At 57.7% G+C, this 14827-nt stretch carries 27 protein-coding genes; 25 read left to right on the top strand and 2 right to left on the bottom strand.

What is annotated here, in order from left to right:
- The first annotated feature begins 825 nt into the window (after positions 1-825).
- The gene (locus ACK6AU_RS28910) at positions 826-1113 is read left to right on the top strand and encodes a hypothetical protein (RefSeq protein WP_185700865.1); all 288 of its coding nucleotides are present in this window, start codon (positions 826-828) and stop codon (positions 1111-1113) included.
- Here ACK6AU_RS28910 and ACK6AU_RS28905 read toward each other — a convergent pair.
- The gene (locus ACK6AU_RS28905) at positions 1076-1591 is read right to left on the bottom strand and encodes a GNAT family N-acetyltransferase (RefSeq protein WP_103326145.1); all 516 of its coding nucleotides are present in this window, start codon (positions 1589-1591) and stop codon (positions 1076-1078) included. The genes ACK6AU_RS28910 and ACK6AU_RS28905 overlap by 38 nt on opposite strands.
- Positions 1592-1769: 178 nt before the next feature.
- On the opposite strand from ACK6AU_RS28905, the gene ACK6AU_RS28900 reads away from it, so the two are divergent.
- The 10 genes from ACK6AU_RS28900 (at position 1770) to ACK6AU_RS28855 (ending at position 6621) form a co-directional block, all read left to right on the top strand.
- Complete coding sequence (locus ACK6AU_RS28900; protein WP_409303018.1) at positions 1770-2621, top strand: ParB/RepB/Spo0J family partition protein; 852 nt, start codon at positions 1770-1772, stop codon at positions 2619-2621.
- A gap of 178 nt (positions 2622-2799) precedes the next feature.
- Complete coding sequence (locus ACK6AU_RS28895) at positions 2800-3255, top strand: hypothetical protein (RefSeq protein ID WP_409303016.1); 456 nt, start codon at positions 2800-2802, stop codon at positions 3253-3255.
- Positions 3256-3275: 20 nt separating this feature from the next.
- Complete coding sequence (locus tag ACK6AU_RS28890) at positions 3276-3680, top strand: hypothetical protein (RefSeq protein WP_409303014.1); 405 nt, start codon at positions 3276-3278, stop codon at positions 3678-3680.
- Positions 3643-3867 carry a hypothetical protein gene (locus tag ACK6AU_RS28885; protein WP_409303020.1) on the top strand — a complete coding sequence of 75 codons (225 nt, stop codon included), beginning with the start codon at positions 3643-3645 and terminating at the stop codon, positions 3865-3867. The genes ACK6AU_RS28890 and ACK6AU_RS28885 overlap by 38 nt, the downstream gene beginning before the upstream one ends.
- Positions 3864-4064, top strand: a complete 201-nt coding sequence (locus ACK6AU_RS28880) for a hypothetical protein (protein WP_185700868.1) — start codon at positions 3864-3866, stop codon at positions 4062-4064. The genes ACK6AU_RS28885 and ACK6AU_RS28880 overlap by 4 nt, the downstream gene beginning before the upstream one ends.
- The gene (locus ACK6AU_RS28875) at positions 4061-4237 is read left to right on the top strand and encodes a hypothetical protein (RefSeq protein ID WP_178088056.1); all 177 of its coding nucleotides are present in this window, start codon (positions 4061-4063) and stop codon (positions 4235-4237) included. Before ACK6AU_RS28880 ends, ACK6AU_RS28875 begins: the two co-directional genes overlap by 4 nt.
- A gap of 110 nt (positions 4238-4347) precedes the next feature.
- Positions 4348-5076, top strand: a complete 729-nt coding sequence (locus tag ACK6AU_RS28870) for a hypothetical protein (RefSeq protein WP_409303011.1) — start codon at positions 4348-4350, stop codon at positions 5074-5076.
- Positions 5073-5636, top strand: a complete 564-nt coding sequence (locus tag ACK6AU_RS28865) for a siphovirus Gp157 family protein (RefSeq protein WP_409303009.1) — start codon at positions 5073-5075, stop codon at positions 5634-5636. The genes ACK6AU_RS28870 and ACK6AU_RS28865 overlap by 4 nt, the downstream gene beginning before the upstream one ends.
- Positions 5637-5643: 7 nt before the next feature.
- Entirely contained in the window at positions 5644-6237 is a 594-nt protein-coding gene (locus ACK6AU_RS28860) for a hypothetical protein (RefSeq protein ID WP_409303007.1), read from the top strand.
- A gap of 69 nt (positions 6238-6306) precedes the next feature.
- Complete coding sequence (locus ACK6AU_RS28855) at positions 6307-6621, top strand: hypothetical protein (RefSeq protein WP_409303005.1); 315 nt, start codon at positions 6307-6309, stop codon at positions 6619-6621.
- Positions 6622-7188: 567 nt separating this feature from the next.
- Here ACK6AU_RS28855 and ACK6AU_RS28850 read toward each other — a convergent pair.
- Entirely contained in the window at positions 7189-7587 is a 399-nt protein-coding gene (locus ACK6AU_RS28850; RefSeq protein ID WP_409303003.1) for a hypothetical protein, read from the bottom strand.
- Between the two features lie 87 nt (positions 7588-7674).
- On the opposite strand from ACK6AU_RS28850, the gene ACK6AU_RS28845 reads away from it, so the two are divergent.
- The 14 genes from ACK6AU_RS28845 to ACK6AU_RS28780 all read left to right on the top strand — a co-directional run.
- Complete coding sequence (locus tag ACK6AU_RS28845; protein ID WP_409303001.1) at positions 7675-8220, top strand: hypothetical protein; 546 nt, start codon at positions 7675-7677, stop codon at positions 8218-8220.
- Between the two features lie 86 nt (positions 8221-8306).
- Positions 8307-8618 carry a hypothetical protein gene (locus tag ACK6AU_RS28840; protein ID WP_409302999.1) on the top strand — a complete coding sequence of 104 codons (312 nt, stop codon included), beginning with the start codon at positions 8307-8309 and terminating at the stop codon, positions 8616-8618.
- A gap of 4 nt (positions 8619-8622) precedes the next feature.
- Positions 8623-8982: a hypothetical protein gene (locus ACK6AU_RS28835; RefSeq protein ID WP_409302997.1), complete on the top strand. Its 360-nt coding sequence runs from the start codon at positions 8623-8625 to the stop codon at positions 8980-8982.
- Between the two features lie 64 nt (positions 8983-9046).
- On the top strand, positions 9047-9631 hold the full coding sequence (locus ACK6AU_RS28830; RefSeq protein ID WP_409302995.1) for a hypothetical protein: 585 nt from the start codon (positions 9047-9049) through the stop codon (positions 9629-9631).
- Entirely contained in the window at positions 9628-9843 is a 216-nt protein-coding gene (locus tag ACK6AU_RS28825; RefSeq protein WP_409302993.1) for a hypothetical protein, read from the top strand. Before ACK6AU_RS28830 ends, ACK6AU_RS28825 begins: the two co-directional genes overlap by 4 nt.
- A complete protein-coding gene (locus ACK6AU_RS28820; RefSeq protein ID WP_103326129.1) occupies positions 9840-10058 on the top strand; it encodes a hypothetical protein in 219 nt (72 codons plus the stop codon). Before ACK6AU_RS28825 ends, ACK6AU_RS28820 begins: the two co-directional genes overlap by 4 nt.
- Positions 10055-10489, top strand: coding sequence for a hypothetical protein (locus ACK6AU_RS28815; RefSeq protein WP_409302991.1), 435 nt, complete (start codon positions 10055-10057; stop codon positions 10487-10489). Before ACK6AU_RS28820 ends, ACK6AU_RS28815 begins: the two co-directional genes overlap by 4 nt.
- Positions 10490-10531: 42 nt before the next feature.
- Entirely contained in the window at positions 10532-10843 is a 312-nt protein-coding gene (locus ACK6AU_RS28810) for a hypothetical protein (RefSeq protein WP_409302989.1), read from the top strand.
- Positions 10840-11310, top strand: coding sequence for a DUF4031 domain-containing protein (locus ACK6AU_RS28805; protein WP_409302987.1), 471 nt, complete (start codon positions 10840-10842; stop codon positions 11308-11310). The genes ACK6AU_RS28810 and ACK6AU_RS28805 overlap by 4 nt, the downstream gene beginning before the upstream one ends.
- A gap of 741 nt (positions 11311-12051) precedes the next feature.
- The gene (locus tag ACK6AU_RS28800; RefSeq protein ID WP_409302985.1) at positions 12052-12450 is read left to right on the top strand and encodes a hypothetical protein; all 399 of its coding nucleotides are present in this window, start codon (positions 12052-12054) and stop codon (positions 12448-12450) included.
- Positions 12447-13130, top strand: coding sequence for a hypothetical protein (locus tag ACK6AU_RS28795; RefSeq protein WP_409302983.1), 684 nt, complete (start codon positions 12447-12449; stop codon positions 13128-13130). The genes ACK6AU_RS28800 and ACK6AU_RS28795 overlap by 4 nt, the downstream gene beginning before the upstream one ends.
- Positions 13131-13182: 52 nt before the next feature.
- Positions 13183-13518 carry a hypothetical protein gene (locus ACK6AU_RS28790; RefSeq protein WP_409302981.1) on the top strand — a complete coding sequence of 112 codons (336 nt, stop codon included), beginning with the start codon at positions 13183-13185 and terminating at the stop codon, positions 13516-13518.
- Between the two features lie 300 nt (positions 13519-13818).
- Positions 13819-14055: a DUF4224 domain-containing protein gene (locus tag ACK6AU_RS28785; protein WP_409302979.1), complete on the top strand. Its 237-nt coding sequence runs from the start codon at positions 13819-13821 to the stop codon at positions 14053-14055.
- A gap of 1 nt (position 14056) precedes the next feature.
- The coding region (locus tag ACK6AU_RS28780) for an integrase (RefSeq protein ID WP_409302977.1) at positions 14057-14827 on the top strand (771 nt) is incomplete at its 3' end.

Below are 14827 nucleotides of genomic sequence, written 5' to 3'. Positions count from 1 at the left end.
TAGTATCCGATCAGGCCGTGAAGACTATTTTTGGTCCGAGTGAGGGCATAGCTCCCGACCTGGCAGCAAAACTGAAGCCGAAAAGCTGAGCGATCCAATGATATGAGCCCGCCGAGAGCGGGCTTTTTTTCGGCTAGAGAAAAATGATCGGAATCAGCCATTTACCAGAATCGCGAATTTATTTACCAATTTATTTACCATTATGCATTGACAGGTAGTTTCCAAATGGTAAATTTACCTCAACACCAACGCAACACGGCGCCAGGGTCTCAAGAGACCCACCGCTCTTTAGCGACACACCTTGCCGGATCGACACCGGCCCAGATTCAAAGGCAGCGATGAACCGGCCTCAACGGTTCAGAGGGTTGGCAACTGACCCGGGTGTGCAGCGTAAAGCACCAGAAGCAGTTATCCGGCGGACAGGGGTCGTGGCCGGAATCAACAACCAGAAGATAGCCGGAGGCCGACGCCAGCAGCGGGCCCCGACTGGAAAGGATTTGAATTAGCGCCCCGAGCTTCGGTATTGAGGGGCGCCGGACCTCATGCACCCTGCCCCACTCAGTCAGGGCATTCAGAGCTGTAGCGTGCATGTTGTAAGGACCTGTGATCCGTGGCGAACAGATGCTGTTTGACGCCGCGGGGAGGAAGCTCGAAGCCCACACCGACGAAGATCGGCCAGCCCTGCAATCAGCGGCGGGTAACTGGCCAACATCGCCGACGCAACAACCCCGGTCTGACGCCAGTAGCGGGACCGGGGCACTTTGGAAAGCATCACTGAAGCCCGTTCATTGAGCGGGCTTTGGGATTACGACCAGGAGATAAGCGATGAGCACTGCATTGTTTGAAGCGAGCGAAGAAGTGGTCAACGAGGCTGCAGCCTCCTGCGCTCGGAAGCTCGCGAAGTGGTTTGGCGGCATAGATGAAGCGATAGCAGCGCTTGAGGCCGATCCCGCAGATCTCGCCGACCTTGCACTGCGCGATGTCATCAAAGATCGGCGGCAGATGACGCTCAAGGTGTACATGAACCCTCAAGCATTCAGCCGCCAGATTCTGAACAACATCACTTGCTACGAAGCTACCAGGCAGAAACGTAAATACTCTGGGGCTCATTAAATCGAGTCACTTCACGCTCAAGCGACATCCCGACACGCTCGAGCAGGCGGATAGAGGCGAGATTCTTACTCTGCGTTTCGGCAATCACTCTCTTTAAACCCATCACGTCTTTTGCATAAAGCAGTGCGAAGCTTAACGCCTCCGTGGCGTACCCCTTCCCACAGTATTCGGGGAGCAGCTCGTAACTCACCTCGATGTCAGCACCATCATGATGCAGGTCGAACGAAACAATGCCAGCAAACTGCTCGGCTTCACGGGTTCTAATAACCCAAAGAGGCATTTCTCGCTGGGAATCCACTTCCAGGATCGAGCGCTTCACTGCTGCTTCTTGACTGAGCGGCCCTCCTAGATAAGTGCGCACCTTGGGATCGGTATACAACCTCACCAGATTCGTAACATCTGTTGGCCGAAGCGGTGTTAGGTGAACAAGGGATTTCACTGAAGTCTCGTCATCGCGCAAGAGGATTCGCAGCAGCATCTTCGACAAGTTCCAAGTCTATGTCCAATACACGATTCAGGCTGAGCTTCTGCGCCGGCTATACACCCTCCCCCTCCGACACCACCCGCATGCACTCCCTTCCGCGCCCATCGGCAACCAGCAGCCGGTCAGAGTGCTGACGAGTAATCGCAACCTACGCAGCAACCAGGAAGCAAAAATGACCAAATCAATCAGGCAGATGATCACCGCCGGAGAGGTTCGCCGCGCCGATGCTATCAAGGTTCGGCTTGAAGATATTCACGAAGAGCCCGGGTTCAACCTTCGCACCGAAGGTGATGTGCTAGAGGCCAGCATCGATGCCCTGGCGGAGTTCATCGCCGACGGCGGTGTCATCCCGCCTCTTGAGATCAGGCCGCGGGCAGATGGTGGTGTGTGGTTGGTTGACGGGCACCGCCGGCGCCGGGCGCTGATCAAGCTTGACCAGGCCGGTCGACTGCCTCGCTTGCCCAGCAAGGAAAACCCAAAGGTCACCGAGTATTGGGTTGATGTGCGGATGTTCGAAGGCAGCGATGCTGATCGTGTTGCCAGGATCATCTCGAGCCAGGAGAACGAGAAGCTCTCCCCTCTCGAGCTCGCGGAGGGCTACAAGCGCCTTCGTGCGTTCGGCTGGCCAGTCGAACAGATCGCCAAGAAGGTCGGCAAGACTCGGCAGCACGTAGAGCAAGTGCTTACCGTGGGCAACGCGAACACCGATGTACAGAACCTTGTTGCAGCGGGCCATGTGTCGGCAACAACGGCAGCACAGGTCGTTCGGGATCACGGTGACAGCGCCGGCCTGGTCCTGGGCGTTGAGCTGGAGAAGGCCAAGGCCAGCGGCAAGAAGCGCGTCACCGCCGGCACCATGAAAGGCCCTTCAGTCTCAAAGACTCGCCTTGAGGCTGTCCATGAAGCCTCACGCAATTTGATTGCATCGCTCGATGCCGTAGACGAAGACAGCCTCTCACTCACCGTTCCAACCGCGCTTGTTCTTGAGCTGCGCAAGGCTCTGGACGGCGCCCAGCCGCGATAAATCCGCCCAATCCAGCCAAGCGGCCTGGAGCATCCGATGCAGTCTTCTGCCAATCGAGGCTGCATCCCCTTCCCTTCACATACGACCGCATTAGGCAGGCGCCAGGCCACCTTCACGGTGGGTTTGGTCACCCGCGCCTGGCTCCTGGCCAATGCGGTTGCACTGCGAGCAAACAATCATGAGCGATCTCGGATATTGCGAGGGTGACACTTGCGGCCGTGACAGCTGCGAGGGCGTCATCGAATCCCACAAGGTAGTGAACTGCAGCTGCCACATATCCCCTCCTTGCGGCGCCTGCACCGCGCCACGCGGCTATTGCGAAGCCTGCGGCTGGGAGGAGTCAGAAGATCCAGTTCCTGAGCCAGAGCCAGTGAGCCAGAAGGAAAAGGATTTCTGGAAAGCGCAGGCCGAAGAATGGGAGAGACTTCGGAGTGCCCCGCTGGATAACACAAAGGTCAGCTGGCGCGATGCTCCGCACACCAACTCCTCAATGATCAAGGAAGGCGTCTACCCGCAATCTGGTGACGATGCAGCAGATCGCGAGATGGTAGCCAAGGAAGTCGTAGGAACCTTCGGCGGCCGCTTCGAGCGCTTCGGCAACGGCCATTTCAAGTACATCGCATACACCGACTGACCCACCATCTGGAGGCGACCATGTCAGCTCTGCGCAAGCCCATTCCGGAAGACTACTTTCTCGACACAGAGGCTGGCCAGGAATGGTTGGCTGAGTCGGTCGACGATCTGCTCTCTCGGCACCACATCGAAGCGCCCACCCCGGTTGGTCGAAGCAAAATCTTGGTCAATGCCGACCACCTACCGGAAGCGCTTGCGGACTACATGGCCGCGAAACCGGATCCAGATCGGTACATCGAGAAGATCCTGATTGAACTGATCAGGCGGGAAGACGGCGGAATTCTGCACACCTGGGCCATCGAAGCTGTCGGCGGCGATCCACAGATCGTTCGGTCTATCGCCAGCGACCTGGTCGCCGTGCACGCCAACGAATACCGAGACGCCAAGCGTGAGAGCGATCGCGTCGAGCAGGAGTGCGGATTTTGAGCCCGCACATCCCATCGACCAGGCCCTCGAGGGTGTTGCCGATCCCAACAGTGAGCCCGGCATCGATGTCCTGGTGCAAGGCCTGATCACTCGCCTCTTCACTGATGGGGCAATCACCACTGATGAATTCAACCACTACTGCAAGCGCTTGATGGACGTCTGTCAGAAGCGCAAGGAGGCAGAATGACCACATCCCCAGTCAAGTCGCTCATCGACGAGCAGTTGGAAGATATCACCGCCCATAACCTGCGCGATGCCTATAGCCTGGCCGAGCGCCGGGGTTTCTTCGGGCCGCCAGTTGAGCAGTACGCAGAGCCGGGTTACCGCGGTCGGGTGCTGCAGGTTCTGCGCTATCGCGCGGCCCAGCTGGAGCAGCGGCAATGAGCGGTGCCGGCGCGCACAAGCGCGGCCAGCAGTTGGCGATCCGTTGCGCAAAACTCCGGCGCGAAGGCCTTTCTCTATCCGAGGTAGCGGAGCTCACAGGGATCAGAAAGGAACAGGCTAACGCCAAGATCATCCTGGGCGAGCGCCTGTTATCACTGGAGGAATCAGCATGATCCCCGTTATCGCAATCGCCTGGTTTACCTACGTCTATCTCAGATAGACCTCTGCAGCATCCCCTCACCGAATTTCACAGCGCCCCTCAAGGATGGCGCGGGAGACACTCATGTCCACGAATATGCGGATCTGGGAGCAGGTCGAAAAAACCGACACCAGATACACCAAGCCAGCCGAGGTTGGCGGCCAGAAGATCACCAGCCTGAGCGGCACGGCGATGATCATGAAGGCCACCGAGGTATTCGGTCCGGCCGGGATCGGTTTTGGTTGGAGTGTTCTGGAGGAGCGCTTCGACAAGGGCGCCGAGATGGTCAGTGGCGAAGGCGACAAGCGCGTCAGCCTTGGTCACGAGCTGAACCATACGGTGAAGATCAAGTTCTGGTTCGACCTTGATGGCAAGCGCGGCGAGCTGGAGCAGTACGGCTGTACGCGCTACCTCTACAAGTCAAAGTACGGCACGACCACTGACGGCGAAGCGCCGAAAAAGTCGCTCACCGATGCGATCAAGAAATCACTGTCGATGCTCGGCTTCAGCGCCGACGTGTTCCTGGGGATGTTCGACGACGAGGACTACGTCAAACAGCTCAAGGACGAAGAAAAAATCGAGCAAGCCGAGGACAAGCAGGCCGAGCTGGATCGCCAGAAACAGGAGCGCCTGGACTACCTCAAGTCAGTAATCGAGACCATGGCCGGAGCTCAGTCAGCGCAAGAGCTGAAGAAGATCCATGATGTTGCCGTACGCAAACTCACCGTGCGCAAAGACAGCAAAGGCGCTGAGCGTATTTCGCTGGAGTGGAAGCGCATCACTGACGCTATCGCCAAGGAGGGTGCTGCATGACCCAGCTTTATGCACTGACCGCCCAAATGACCGAGCTGGCTGCCTTGGCGGATACCGATGACGAAGGGCTGTGCCAGGCCATCCAAGACACCATGGATGGCATCCAGGGCGAGTTCGAAGTAAAGGCCGAGAACGTCGTCATGTTGTGCCGCAACATCCAAGGCGACATCGACGCCATCGACAAAGAAGTCGATCGCCTGAATGAGCTTAAACGCGTTAGAGAGAACACCGTCGGCAAGCTCGACGAGTATCTGCGCCGCAACATGGAGGCCGCCAACATCAAGTCGATCAAGCGCCCCCTATTCACCATCACCCTGGCTCTGGCGCCGGAGAAGGTGATCATCGACAAGCAAGACGACATCCCGTACGACTTCCTCGCCACGAAAACCGTGTTCTCGCCAGACAAGCGCGCGATCGCCGCCAAGCTTAAGGAAGTCCGCGAGCATAACGCCGCGATACGCAAGCGCATGGACGCCGGTGAAGACGCTGAAGCAGAGCTACTCGAGGAGCCATCCTGGGCCCACCTGGAGCGCGGCGAAAGCTCCATTCGCATCAAGTGAGGCAAGCATGATCAGCAACCACCTGAGCTTGGTCGAGCAGCAACGACCGATATCGAATGAGCTGGCGGCCCAGGTCGAGCAGTACCTGGCCGCTGGCGGGAAGATCGAAGAAGCGCAGCCCTTCAACTACAAGCCCAAGCCGATCACCTACAGCAACCAGATGCCGCCTTCGCCGAAGCCGTTTGTTCGGCGCAGGGTTGAGCCAGTGCCGCGTCCATCAGTTCCGCTAGACACTCGCGCCATAGAGCGGCACACGCTGATTGAGCGCGTGCGTGAGCTTGCTTCGGACCATCCAAGGTGCGAAGTCGCGATGATGCTCGGCGTCGACCGACGAACCGTATCCAAGATCGGCAAGGAATTCGGCATCACCTTCAAGGCGCCAGCCCGCGGCGGCGCGCTGAACTTGGCACACAAGCAAGTGGATGAAGCCCGAGACGCAAAGCTCGCTGAACGGATCAAGGCATTCCTGGAGCTTGGCATCAGCCGCCGGCAGTGCTGCGGGAAGCTGGCAATCGGCGCCAAGGCATTTGAGCGGATCGTTGCCGCCCACGGCATCGACTACCCAAAGTTACGACAAGGGACGAAGCAGTGCGCAGCGTAGTCCGCATACAGCAACGCAAACGACAAACATGGCTTGAATTGCCGGCCAGTGGAATTGAAGAGGTAGGCCATGGCCAAGACTGGAAAAGAGCGATCTGCGAAAACCGCCGCGAAGCGGATCGAGTACGACGAGAAGGAACTACGGCACAGGCTACGGCTGGGCACTCGGCAGAAGCTTGAAGAGTTGATGGCCTGGAACGATATCGAAGAGATCAGTGAGGCAATCCAGAACCTGATCCTGAACGCGCATGCCCTGGGCCCGACCCTTTCCTATCAGGCAATCGAATGCCCGCGCCACAAAATCACGGTTAGCGAAAACGTGGCGCGGATGATTCAAGCTGCTGGTCAGCGTCAGGCAACGCGACTCGACACTGCAGAAGCTTAGTCATGTCGCGGTCGACTTCAAACGCCTGACACGCCAATTTTTCGCATCTCAACAAGACTTGCACGTCATTTCGAGGAGGGAGCTAAGACCTGACCCTGGAGACGAGGCGCACCCAGACTATGCGATGCCACTGCTGACACCTCCGCTTCACGAAATCACGGTGTCTCCGCCTGAGGGACGGAGGCTTGATCTTTTCAGGGCCCGTAAAACACTACAAGTAAGTAACTACGACGACTGAACCGTGGTGAGTTTTTCCCAAACAACTGTGCCATTCTCCAGGCTTTGTGATCGGCGCCAGCCTGTCGAGCACGCAGCGCACCGGAACGTCACCACAACTCGTGTCGATTGCTCATCAACCGGGGTCAATTGCTCGAACCCCCTAGTAGAGCCATCGAAATCATAAGCGTCTGAAGAGGCAGTACAGCAGGTGTTCATCATAGGTTCGACTCCTTGTCCCGGCTCCATACCGGTCCATCAACCAATAGACCACAAACCAACTTCATGCCACTGCATCCGGTAACGGAGGGCAGCGCATACATGGAGAAAGCCATGATCGAAGCACCGCGATTACCCTACTGAATGTCGTGCGTCAAAAAGTAAATCGCCATAACCCCAAACGATAGTTCCAAGAACAATCATCCAAAACGAAATATGCCTTGGAACGCTTATCCAGCGTACGTGCTTCATCACGGCATTATTCAATCCGGGGATCAGGCTAGCGAGAACTCGCTCAGCATAAATGGACAGAACGGTAATCAATGCTCCAGATCGCGAAAACCATGCCCCTGGACGCTCAGAGACAGGTTTGAACACTCCTAAATAGGCTGCCAGAGCCATGCCTAGGGCCATCAGAAGCAGAGCCCATCCAAGTGCCACTTTCGAGAAAAGCCCGCTGCTCGTTACTGCGCCGGGAGATCCGGGAGCTGCTCCGAAATTCACTTTTTCCCCTTTTTTATCCGGCCCCATGCCGGTCACCCGTAATACCTCATCCCACCCCAAATTGCCACCATGCCGCCACCAGCACGGAGGGCGGCGCATGCATGGAGATAAGCCATGAACATCGAAACTTCGACCGTCACCAAGCTGCTGATAACTGAGGTGCACGGCCTCGACCCGATCAGCGTGTACCTCGAAGATCTGGCGCCCTGCAAAGGCAAGATCACCGTCAGCTGCTACGACAAGACTTGGCACGCCTACTGGGGCGGCATGTGGGATGGCCTGAACATTGGCCAGTTCTTCTGCGAGCTGCACGAAGCCTACATCATCGGCTACTTCGATCAGGCCATGAGCTCTCGCCGGTTCAGCGCCGAGGCCCTGGCCGACAAGGCGCGGAAGGTGATCGTGCAAATGCGTCGCGACCGGGATCTTGATGCAGAAGATGCCCGGAGCCTGCTCGACGAGGCCGAGGACGTTCGCCACACCAGTTCGCTCGACGAGTGCGGCGGCGCCCACCGCGAGTTCATGCACCGCGTGTTCGGTGACGAGTGGTGGAGCCTGCCAGCCGATGCCATGGAGCCAAATCCAGATTGGGCCTACCTCTGCCGCATCATTGAGACGGTGCAGCAGGCCCTAGCCCAGCAGTACCCGATTGCCGCCTGACCCTCCTGCACTACCCGCCAGCACTCCACCCTACCCCATCGATCACACCAGCCAGGCACCGGCCATCGGCTGCCAGGAGAAACCTCATGAGCATTCCAGCAAGCGCCCTCAAGGAGGACGAGCTGTTCCACTATGCATCCCTTGAAGCCGGTGCAGCCGATGAACTGGCGCGGCGAATAGCCTCCGGTGACATCGATCCGAGCGCCGGCCTGGAGAGTCTTCGCGAAGACATCCGAATGCTTGAGCGCCAGGCTGACGATACCGATGAAGAGCTTGATCGATTGCGAGATGGGATTGAAGAAGCGTGCACCTATATCAAGCGCGCAATGAACCATGACGAAGACGAAGAGCTATCCGTAAGCAAGCTTCTTAATAAGGCCCTCGACTGCCTGGAGTGACGCCATGACCACCTTTGCAGTATTTGGAATGAGTGAGAACTGGGCGAACGAAGAGGCCCGAGAGCACACGCCTACCTTCAAGAACATGAACAGCGAGAGGGTCGAACTGTGCGTCACCGAATGGGAGGCCGAGGTGAAGATCCAGATTGCAAAAATCATGGCTGGCAAGAAGTGCGTTCGCCTTTCTCCATTCTTCGACGCCCCCCAGTACGCTCAGCAGTTCATTGAAATGGCACGCAGCAGGATCAAGTGTCGCGACCTGAAGATAAGGACTAAAGCGGTCCTTGTTGACGCCAAGGGCAAGCCAATCATCAACCCGAAGACCGGCGCCCCGAAGGTTGGCCTAGCCGACTGGAATCCTTAAGCCCCCTGCGCTGCATAGCCCACTCCACTCTCCAAAGCCCCGGGCTCACCCGGAAGGACTCCCCATGCCTACAGAAACCCAACTTGAGCAGCGAGTAGCTGCCCTTCAGTCAGATCTCAACGCCCGGGACCAGGCCCTGGACGACGCAGCAATAGAGAACAACGAGCGCGAGCTGTCGCGTAGGGACTGGTTCGAGGAAACGCAGAGGCTCGAGAAGGAGAACGAGGGGCTGCGCTCCGAAGTTAAACGCCTTGATCTGATGGTTGCTCAGTCGGACTACAACTACGACATGGATCGCGCTCAATTCAAGCGACAGCTGGCCGAGCGGGATGCGCTGCTGCGGCGTATCACCGGAAGCGATCACCAGGACTCCCTGCGAGCCATTGGGGAGGCTGCCGCGCTATCCGCCAGCGCAGAGCCGGAGCGTTCCAAGTGTGGCGCCTGCCACGGAAACGGGTTCACGGGACAGGAACCAGTCGAGTGCGGCACTTGTGATGGGCGTGGTTACAGCGCACTGATCGAGCGCGATAAGCGGGCGGAGTTTGAGCAGGCCCTGCGGAGCATCGCGGGCATCCCCGGCGACAGCATCAACTATCACGCAACGCACATGAGCCGGATCGCCCGCGCCGCCCTGGAGCGCAAGCCATGAGCACTCTCTCGTATCGCATGCGCGAAACTCTCAAGCAACTCCACAAGCGGCCAGATGGCTACTACGGCAGTTGCACCAACGCGACCATGAAAGCGCTGAAAAATCGTGGCCTAGCCGACAATGAATGGACCGAGGTTCCGGGCAGATATTACCGAGACCATAAGTGGATCATCACACCGGCAGGCGTAGCCGTCCTGGAGGGCGAGCCATGAGTGCTCTTCACGTCCATGCCCCAAAGGGTGTCTACGTAGCCCAAATTCGCCGAGCCTTTGAGCGTAAGTGGACCACTGTCGGCGGGGAGTTCAAGCAGAAGCACCGGGCTCAAGCGACAGCAGCCGCAAACATGGTTGGCGACTTCAAGCGCGCCCGTGTCCTGTTCTGCGCTGAGTGGTACGACCCGATCATTGTGATGGAGGCCTCGGTATGAGTAACGAAATGATCAGCTTCCCCCGCGAACTCAGCGACGACCTGGCGGAATTCATCGCCGAGAAGGCCAGGGTCTGCGGTGGGGGCGCCGACGAGATTTGGGAAGCGCTGTGCGAACGGTTCGGGCAGCCCGCCGAGCAGCACCAGGGCGAGCCGGTGCTTTACGTGGAGCAATGGGAGCTTGACAGGATCGCCAAGGGCGGCGCTTCGTGGGCTACGGCGTGGACCACTGACGGAAAAGAAAACCCGTCTCGCCCCGGGGATTGCGTGGCGCTCTACACCCGCCCAGCCGGGCAGACCGCGCCGGCTGCGATGGTGCTGCCTGAGCGCAAGTCATACGAAGAATCGTTCTCGGTGCACGGTCATGGTCAAATCATGGGCTGGAACGCCTGCCTCGACGAAGTAGCGCGCCTCAACCCTCCCCAGCAGTAACCCCACACTTTCAAGCCAGCCGCAAAGCGGCAAGGACAAGTCATGCCTGAAGAAATCAAACTGATCCTGCCAGTAGCAGTCGAGCGCGACCAAGATGGCTGGTGGGATCACCCGGACCTGCCGGACTTCGACGAAGACTACGCCGCGTTCAAGGCGTGGATCGATCTGCAGGGCCTGGAAGTGAAGCAATGGCACATGGAGGCGGATATCGACGACCGCCACCCCTACGACGACGGCGAATGCCACTGCCTCGGTTGGGAGCCGGTAGCACCTGGGCCTGAATGGTTCCTTCTGGGGGTCTTCGATACCGAAGAAGGGCCTTGCGTGAGCTGGGCTCGGAGGGTGCAGCCATGACCGTCTACGTCGACGACATGAACGCAACGTTCGGCCGCATGAAGATGTGCCACATGTTCGCGGACAGCACCGAAGAGCTGCTCTCGATGGCCGACAAGATCGGCGTACAGCGGAAGTGGATCCAGAAGGCGGGCACTATCCGCGAGCACTTCGACATCTGCCTCAGCAAGCGCGCTCGCGCCGTTGAGATGGGCGCTGTTGAGATCAGCTACCCGGGTGACGTTGCCGAGCTGATGCGTAAGCGCAAGGCCGCAACACAGGAGGTGCAGCCAGGATCCACCAGCGCGGACGTTTGCGACTGTGGTGCCGTGGTCGATGGCGTGGCGGTTCCTGCCGAGCGCGACGATCTGGCGAAATTCATCGCCGAGAAGGCCAGGGCTATGTTGCAGGAAAGGCCTGAGCAGGGATCAGGGCTAAAAGTCGCAGCTCCCTCTGCGACTTTGGATCAACCCGACAATGGAGGTTGAGCGTTCTGGCTCAGGAAGATGACCCAAGCGTTATATGACTTCTGGTGCCAGGCAACCGCATCGTCCCAAAGGCCGCCTTTAATCTCGCCGCTAGAAATCAGGTAGCTGAGCCTGGAATTTGAGGCATCTAATTCGAGGAGGTGCCGATGAGCCATATATCGAAAATCATCATTGCTTATCATTGGTCTGATGTCTTGAAGGGCTGGCCCGAGGATACGTGCCGCTGTCCCTGTGCATTCATTGTGACATCAAGTCGAAGCGGATATTCCATAAATCCTCAAGAAGCATGTTTGTACTCTACCCAGCAGTAACCCCTTTACCCTCTATTCGATCGGCGAATCGAGGGCCGCATCTCCTCCACCCATTCAGTAGCTCGCTGCAGCGCCCAAGCCATGGCGACGGTCATTGTCTGGCCATTGCAATCGGGGTGGCTCTCCTCAAGGAGCATCACTCCCTTTGCTCCGTAAATGCCGAAGAAGACCTGTGTGAGCTTCTCTTTGGAGGTTCGGACCTGGACGTTTATCAGGGTTCCGCAGGGTAGGCGCTTGTCGAGATTGCGAAAATGCAACTCAGGATTAACCCAGTCCCAATAAACCTTACCTCGATTACGCATGTCCTGGCCTTAAAGAAAAATGAAAAGGTTGATGAATAGTCAGCACCTAGAAGCTTTTTAGATCCAGAAGAGACAAATCAGATTCCTCACAAAATCGCATAGCCGCCGCAAAGCGGCAAGGACAAGTCATGCCTGAAGAAATCAAGCCGCCAGAGCACATCGAGAACGCCCTGGGGTATTCGCGTAACTACGCCACGGCTAAACCCAACATCGGGAACACCGAGAAAGAGCACATCCTGGGCCTGGCCAACCTCCTTGAGAAAACTGCTTTGGAGGCTGAGGCGCTGCGCAAGGACGCCGAGCGCAACAAGCGCATGTTGTTGGATGCCTGCGTCTCCATCGGCAGCATTGGCGAAGCCCTCGGCCTAGACATGGACGCCGATGCCGACACGATGATCGGCACAGCTCGCGATCTTATCGACGGCCTGAACCGCATCATCAAGGAATGCCCGCTGGGAAGCCCAGGCTTTGCCATCGCTTGCGAGGTGCTTGGGGAGCTTGGCGTGCAGCAGGAGGTGCAGCCATGACCCAGGTGAAGGAACGGCCGATCCTGTTCTCGGCGCCGATGGTGCGCGCCATTCTGGATGGCCGAAAGACGGTCACGCGGCGGCCGGTGAAGGCTGACTGGATTCAGTCGGATCGAGCTCCTATGAACACCGCTCCCGGCCTTTTCCACTTCTGGTGCAGCGGTGAACATGCCTGTCCTTATGGGGAGCCTGGACAGCGGCTGTGGGTGCGCGAAAGCTTTTGGCACGCCGGCGGCTACGTCCAGACCTACCCTGAAGACGATGTCGGTTCGTGGTCTGGAAGCCGGCGAGTTCACTACCGGGCCGACGGTAACCCTCCCAATGAGCCGAACCGTCATTACCCAAACGGCCTTCGGAATGGGAGCTACTCAGCTGCTGAACCGAACAAGATTTGGCGCGCAAGGCCATCGATCCACATGCCGCGTTGGGCCTGCCGCATCCTGCTGGAGATCACCGACGTCCGCGTCGAGCGGTTGCAGAACATCAGCGAAGAGCAGGCACAGGCCGAGGGTGTTCAGCGCGACAGCGATGGCTGGGCTGATTACCTGATGCCATCGACGCAGTGCTGCCTAACGCCACGCGAATCGTTCAAGACCTTGTGGGCATCGATCAGCGGCGCCAAGGCATGGGACGCCAACCCCTGGGTCTGGGTCGTCGAGTTTCGGAGGGTGCAGCCATGATCCTGCCCGCCCTGCTTTTCATGGCCTGGAACATCTACAGGGGGCCACAGCGATGAGCGAACAAAACACCAAAGAATTTTATTCCGCCGCACAAGCGTCCCAGCATGCCGCCGACTGGTGCAGGCGTCACCCGGCATGGCGCCGGATCTGTGACATTCCAGATCACTCCATGTTGTACAAAACCTACGACGAGATTCCTAAACGAGAACGCGCCTACTGGGAAAAGAACGGAGGCGAAGAAGGTTGGCGAGAATTCGGGACCGAAGAATGCAAGGTGCCGACTGGATTCATCTCCGGAAAGGGTGAGTTCTTCGATCATGTCCTCAAAGTCCCGCTCCATCACAACCTGATGATGGTTTTCCGCGTTGGCAGAAGCTGGAAACCATGACCTGTTAGCAACTGATACGAGAGCTGAGTCCGCCCGGCCCGGATAAGTCGGCTTACAGCGCCAGGACAGCGAACCAGGCGGACGCAGAGACAGTGCCAAGGCGCAACGCCGGCGGCAATCAGGCCATTCCGAATCAGCAATTTGGCGCCCGCTCCGGCCGGCGTAGGCCGTTCAACAATCCATTTGAAGTACCCCGACCGGGCGAGCGATGCCGACTCTACCGAGAGCCATCGCGTCTGTCCCGGAAGTAATTCTGAACAATCCTGAGAGCCCGCCGCCAGGCGCGGCGTGGAGAGCCTTATGGAAACCGAGATCCTTTCGGATGAGGAACTGACAGAGCTAACTGGTTACAAGGCAAGAGCTTGGCAGCGTCGATGGCTGGATGAGCGCCATTGGCACTACATCGAAAGCAGAGGAAAGCGCCCACTGGTTGGCCGCCTCTACGCAAGAATTCAGCTGGGAGTACCGACCGACTCGCAAGCCAAGCCACCACCAGAAGCACCAACCTGGAAATTTGATTTGTCACGAGTGAGATGAAATGCGCCCAAGGAAGACCCATAACCGCCATCTACCCCAGCGTATGTACCAAGTAAATCGCAAGCGAAAAAACGGCCAGATATGGGTCAGCTACATCTATCGCGGAACCGACGGAGTAGACATTCAGCTAGGTCGAGATCTGGCTCAGGCCCGCCTTAAGTGGGCCGAGCTGGAGGCCAAGGCAATACCGGCAGATCTAAAGGTAATGAGTGGAGTTTTCGACAGGTACATACGAGACATCATTCCGAAAAAAGCAGAGCGCACCCAGAAGGACAACAAAGCCGAATTACGTCAGCTACGACCGGTTTTTGATGAAATCCCAATTGATGCAATCACACCATCAATGATTGCAGCCTATCGCGATAAGCGGTCCGCTAAAACAAGGGCTAACAGAGAAATCGCCCTGCTGTCTCACGTTTTCAATATTGCGCGTGAATGGGGTGTAACAGAGAAAGAGAACCCTTGCCAGGGCGTTCGCAAGAACAAGGAAACGCCGCGCGACTACTATGCAAACGACGTGGTGTGGAGGGCTGTTTATCAGAAGGGAGAGATTGAACTGCAGGAAGCCATGGACTTGGCCTACCTAACCGGACAGCGTCCTGCCGACGTTCGACTAATGCGCGTGGATGACGTAGAAGGCGCATATCTACTTGTTGGCCAGGGAAAGACTTCAAAAAAGATCAGAATCCTCATGGAGGTCGATGGTCAGAAAAACAGTCTAGGCCTACTCATCGAAAAAATAATTTCCAGACCGAAGAAATTCAATTCTGGT

It is taken from the genome of Pseudomonas sp. KCJK8993, assembly GCF_046230915.1.
GTDB classification, from domain to species: domain Bacteria; phylum Pseudomonadota; class Gammaproteobacteria; order Pseudomonadales; family Pseudomonadaceae; genus Aquipseudomonas; species Aquipseudomonas piscis.
This window is presented reverse-complemented; position numbering and strand designations above follow the sequence as displayed.

Excerpts from the sequence above, each read along its gene's own strand:
- ACK6AU_RS28910 (WP_185700865.1), top strand. The coding sequence starts at position 826 with ATGAGCACTGCATTGTTTGAAGCGAGCGAAGAAGTGGTCAACGAGGCT.
- ACK6AU_RS28905 (WP_103326145.1), bottom strand. The coding sequence starts at position 1,591 with ATGCTGCTGCGAATCCTCTTGCGCGATGACGAGACTTCAGTGAAATCC.
- ACK6AU_RS28900 (WP_409303018.1), top strand. The coding sequence starts at position 1,770 with ATGACCAAATCAATCAGGCAGATGATCACCGCCGGAGAGGTTCGCCGC.
- ACK6AU_RS28895 (WP_409303016.1), top strand. The coding sequence starts at position 2,800 with ATGAGCGATCTCGGATATTGCGAGGGTGACACTTGCGGCCGTGACAGC.
- ACK6AU_RS28890 (WP_409303014.1), top strand. The coding sequence starts at position 3,276 with ATGTCAGCTCTGCGCAAGCCCATTCCGGAAGACTACTTTCTCGACACA.
- ACK6AU_RS28880 (WP_185700868.1), top strand. The coding sequence starts at position 3,864 with ATGACCACATCCCCAGTCAAGTCGCTCATCGACGAGCAGTTGGAAGAT.
- ACK6AU_RS28875 (WP_178088056.1), top strand. The coding sequence starts at position 4,061 with ATGAGCGGTGCCGGCGCGCACAAGCGCGGCCAGCAGTTGGCGATCCGT.
- ACK6AU_RS28870 (WP_409303011.1), top strand. The coding sequence starts at position 4,348 with ATGTCCACGAATATGCGGATCTGGGAGCAGGTCGAAAAAACCGACACC.
- ACK6AU_RS28865 (WP_409303009.1), top strand. The coding sequence starts at position 5,073 with ATGACCCAGCTTTATGCACTGACCGCCCAAATGACCGAGCTGGCTGCC.
- ACK6AU_RS28860 (WP_409303007.1), top strand. The coding sequence starts at position 5,644 with ATGATCAGCAACCACCTGAGCTTGGTCGAGCAGCAACGACCGATATCG.
- ACK6AU_RS28855 (WP_409303005.1), top strand. The coding sequence starts at position 6,307 with ATGGCCAAGACTGGAAAAGAGCGATCTGCGAAAACCGCCGCGAAGCGG.
- ACK6AU_RS28850 (WP_409303003.1), bottom strand. The coding sequence starts at position 7,587 with ATGGGGCCGGATAAAAAAGGGGAAAAAGTGAATTTCGGAGCAGCTCCC.
- ACK6AU_RS28845 (WP_409303001.1), top strand. The coding sequence starts at position 7,675 with ATGAACATCGAAACTTCGACCGTCACCAAGCTGCTGATAACTGAGGTG.
- ACK6AU_RS28840 (WP_409302999.1), top strand. The coding sequence starts at position 8,307 with ATGAGCATTCCAGCAAGCGCCCTCAAGGAGGACGAGCTGTTCCACTAT.
- ACK6AU_RS28835 (WP_409302997.1), top strand. The coding sequence starts at position 8,623 with ATGACCACCTTTGCAGTATTTGGAATGAGTGAGAACTGGGCGAACGAA.
- ACK6AU_RS28830 (WP_409302995.1), top strand. The coding sequence starts at position 9,047 with ATGCCTACAGAAACCCAACTTGAGCAGCGAGTAGCTGCCCTTCAGTCA.
- ACK6AU_RS28825 (WP_409302993.1), top strand. The coding sequence starts at position 9,628 with ATGAGCACTCTCTCGTATCGCATGCGCGAAACTCTCAAGCAACTCCAC.
- ACK6AU_RS28820 (WP_103326129.1), top strand. The coding sequence starts at position 9,840 with ATGAGTGCTCTTCACGTCCATGCCCCAAAGGGTGTCTACGTAGCCCAA.
- ACK6AU_RS28815 (WP_409302991.1), top strand. The coding sequence starts at position 10,055 with ATGAGTAACGAAATGATCAGCTTCCCCCGCGAACTCAGCGACGACCTG.
- ACK6AU_RS28810 (WP_409302989.1), top strand. The coding sequence starts at position 10,532 with ATGCCTGAAGAAATCAAACTGATCCTGCCAGTAGCAGTCGAGCGCGAC.
- ACK6AU_RS28805 (WP_409302987.1), top strand. The coding sequence starts at position 10,840 with ATGACCGTCTACGTCGACGACATGAACGCAACGTTCGGCCGCATGAAG.
- ACK6AU_RS28800 (WP_409302985.1), top strand. The coding sequence starts at position 12,052 with ATGCCTGAAGAAATCAAGCCGCCAGAGCACATCGAGAACGCCCTGGGG.
- ACK6AU_RS28795 (WP_409302983.1), top strand. The coding sequence starts at position 12,447 with ATGACCCAGGTGAAGGAACGGCCGATCCTGTTCTCGGCGCCGATGGTG.
- ACK6AU_RS28790 (WP_409302981.1), top strand. The coding sequence starts at position 13,183 with ATGAGCGAACAAAACACCAAAGAATTTTATTCCGCCGCACAAGCGTCC.
- ACK6AU_RS28785 (WP_409302979.1), top strand. The coding sequence starts at position 13,819 with ATGGAAACCGAGATCCTTTCGGATGAGGAACTGACAGAGCTAACTGGT.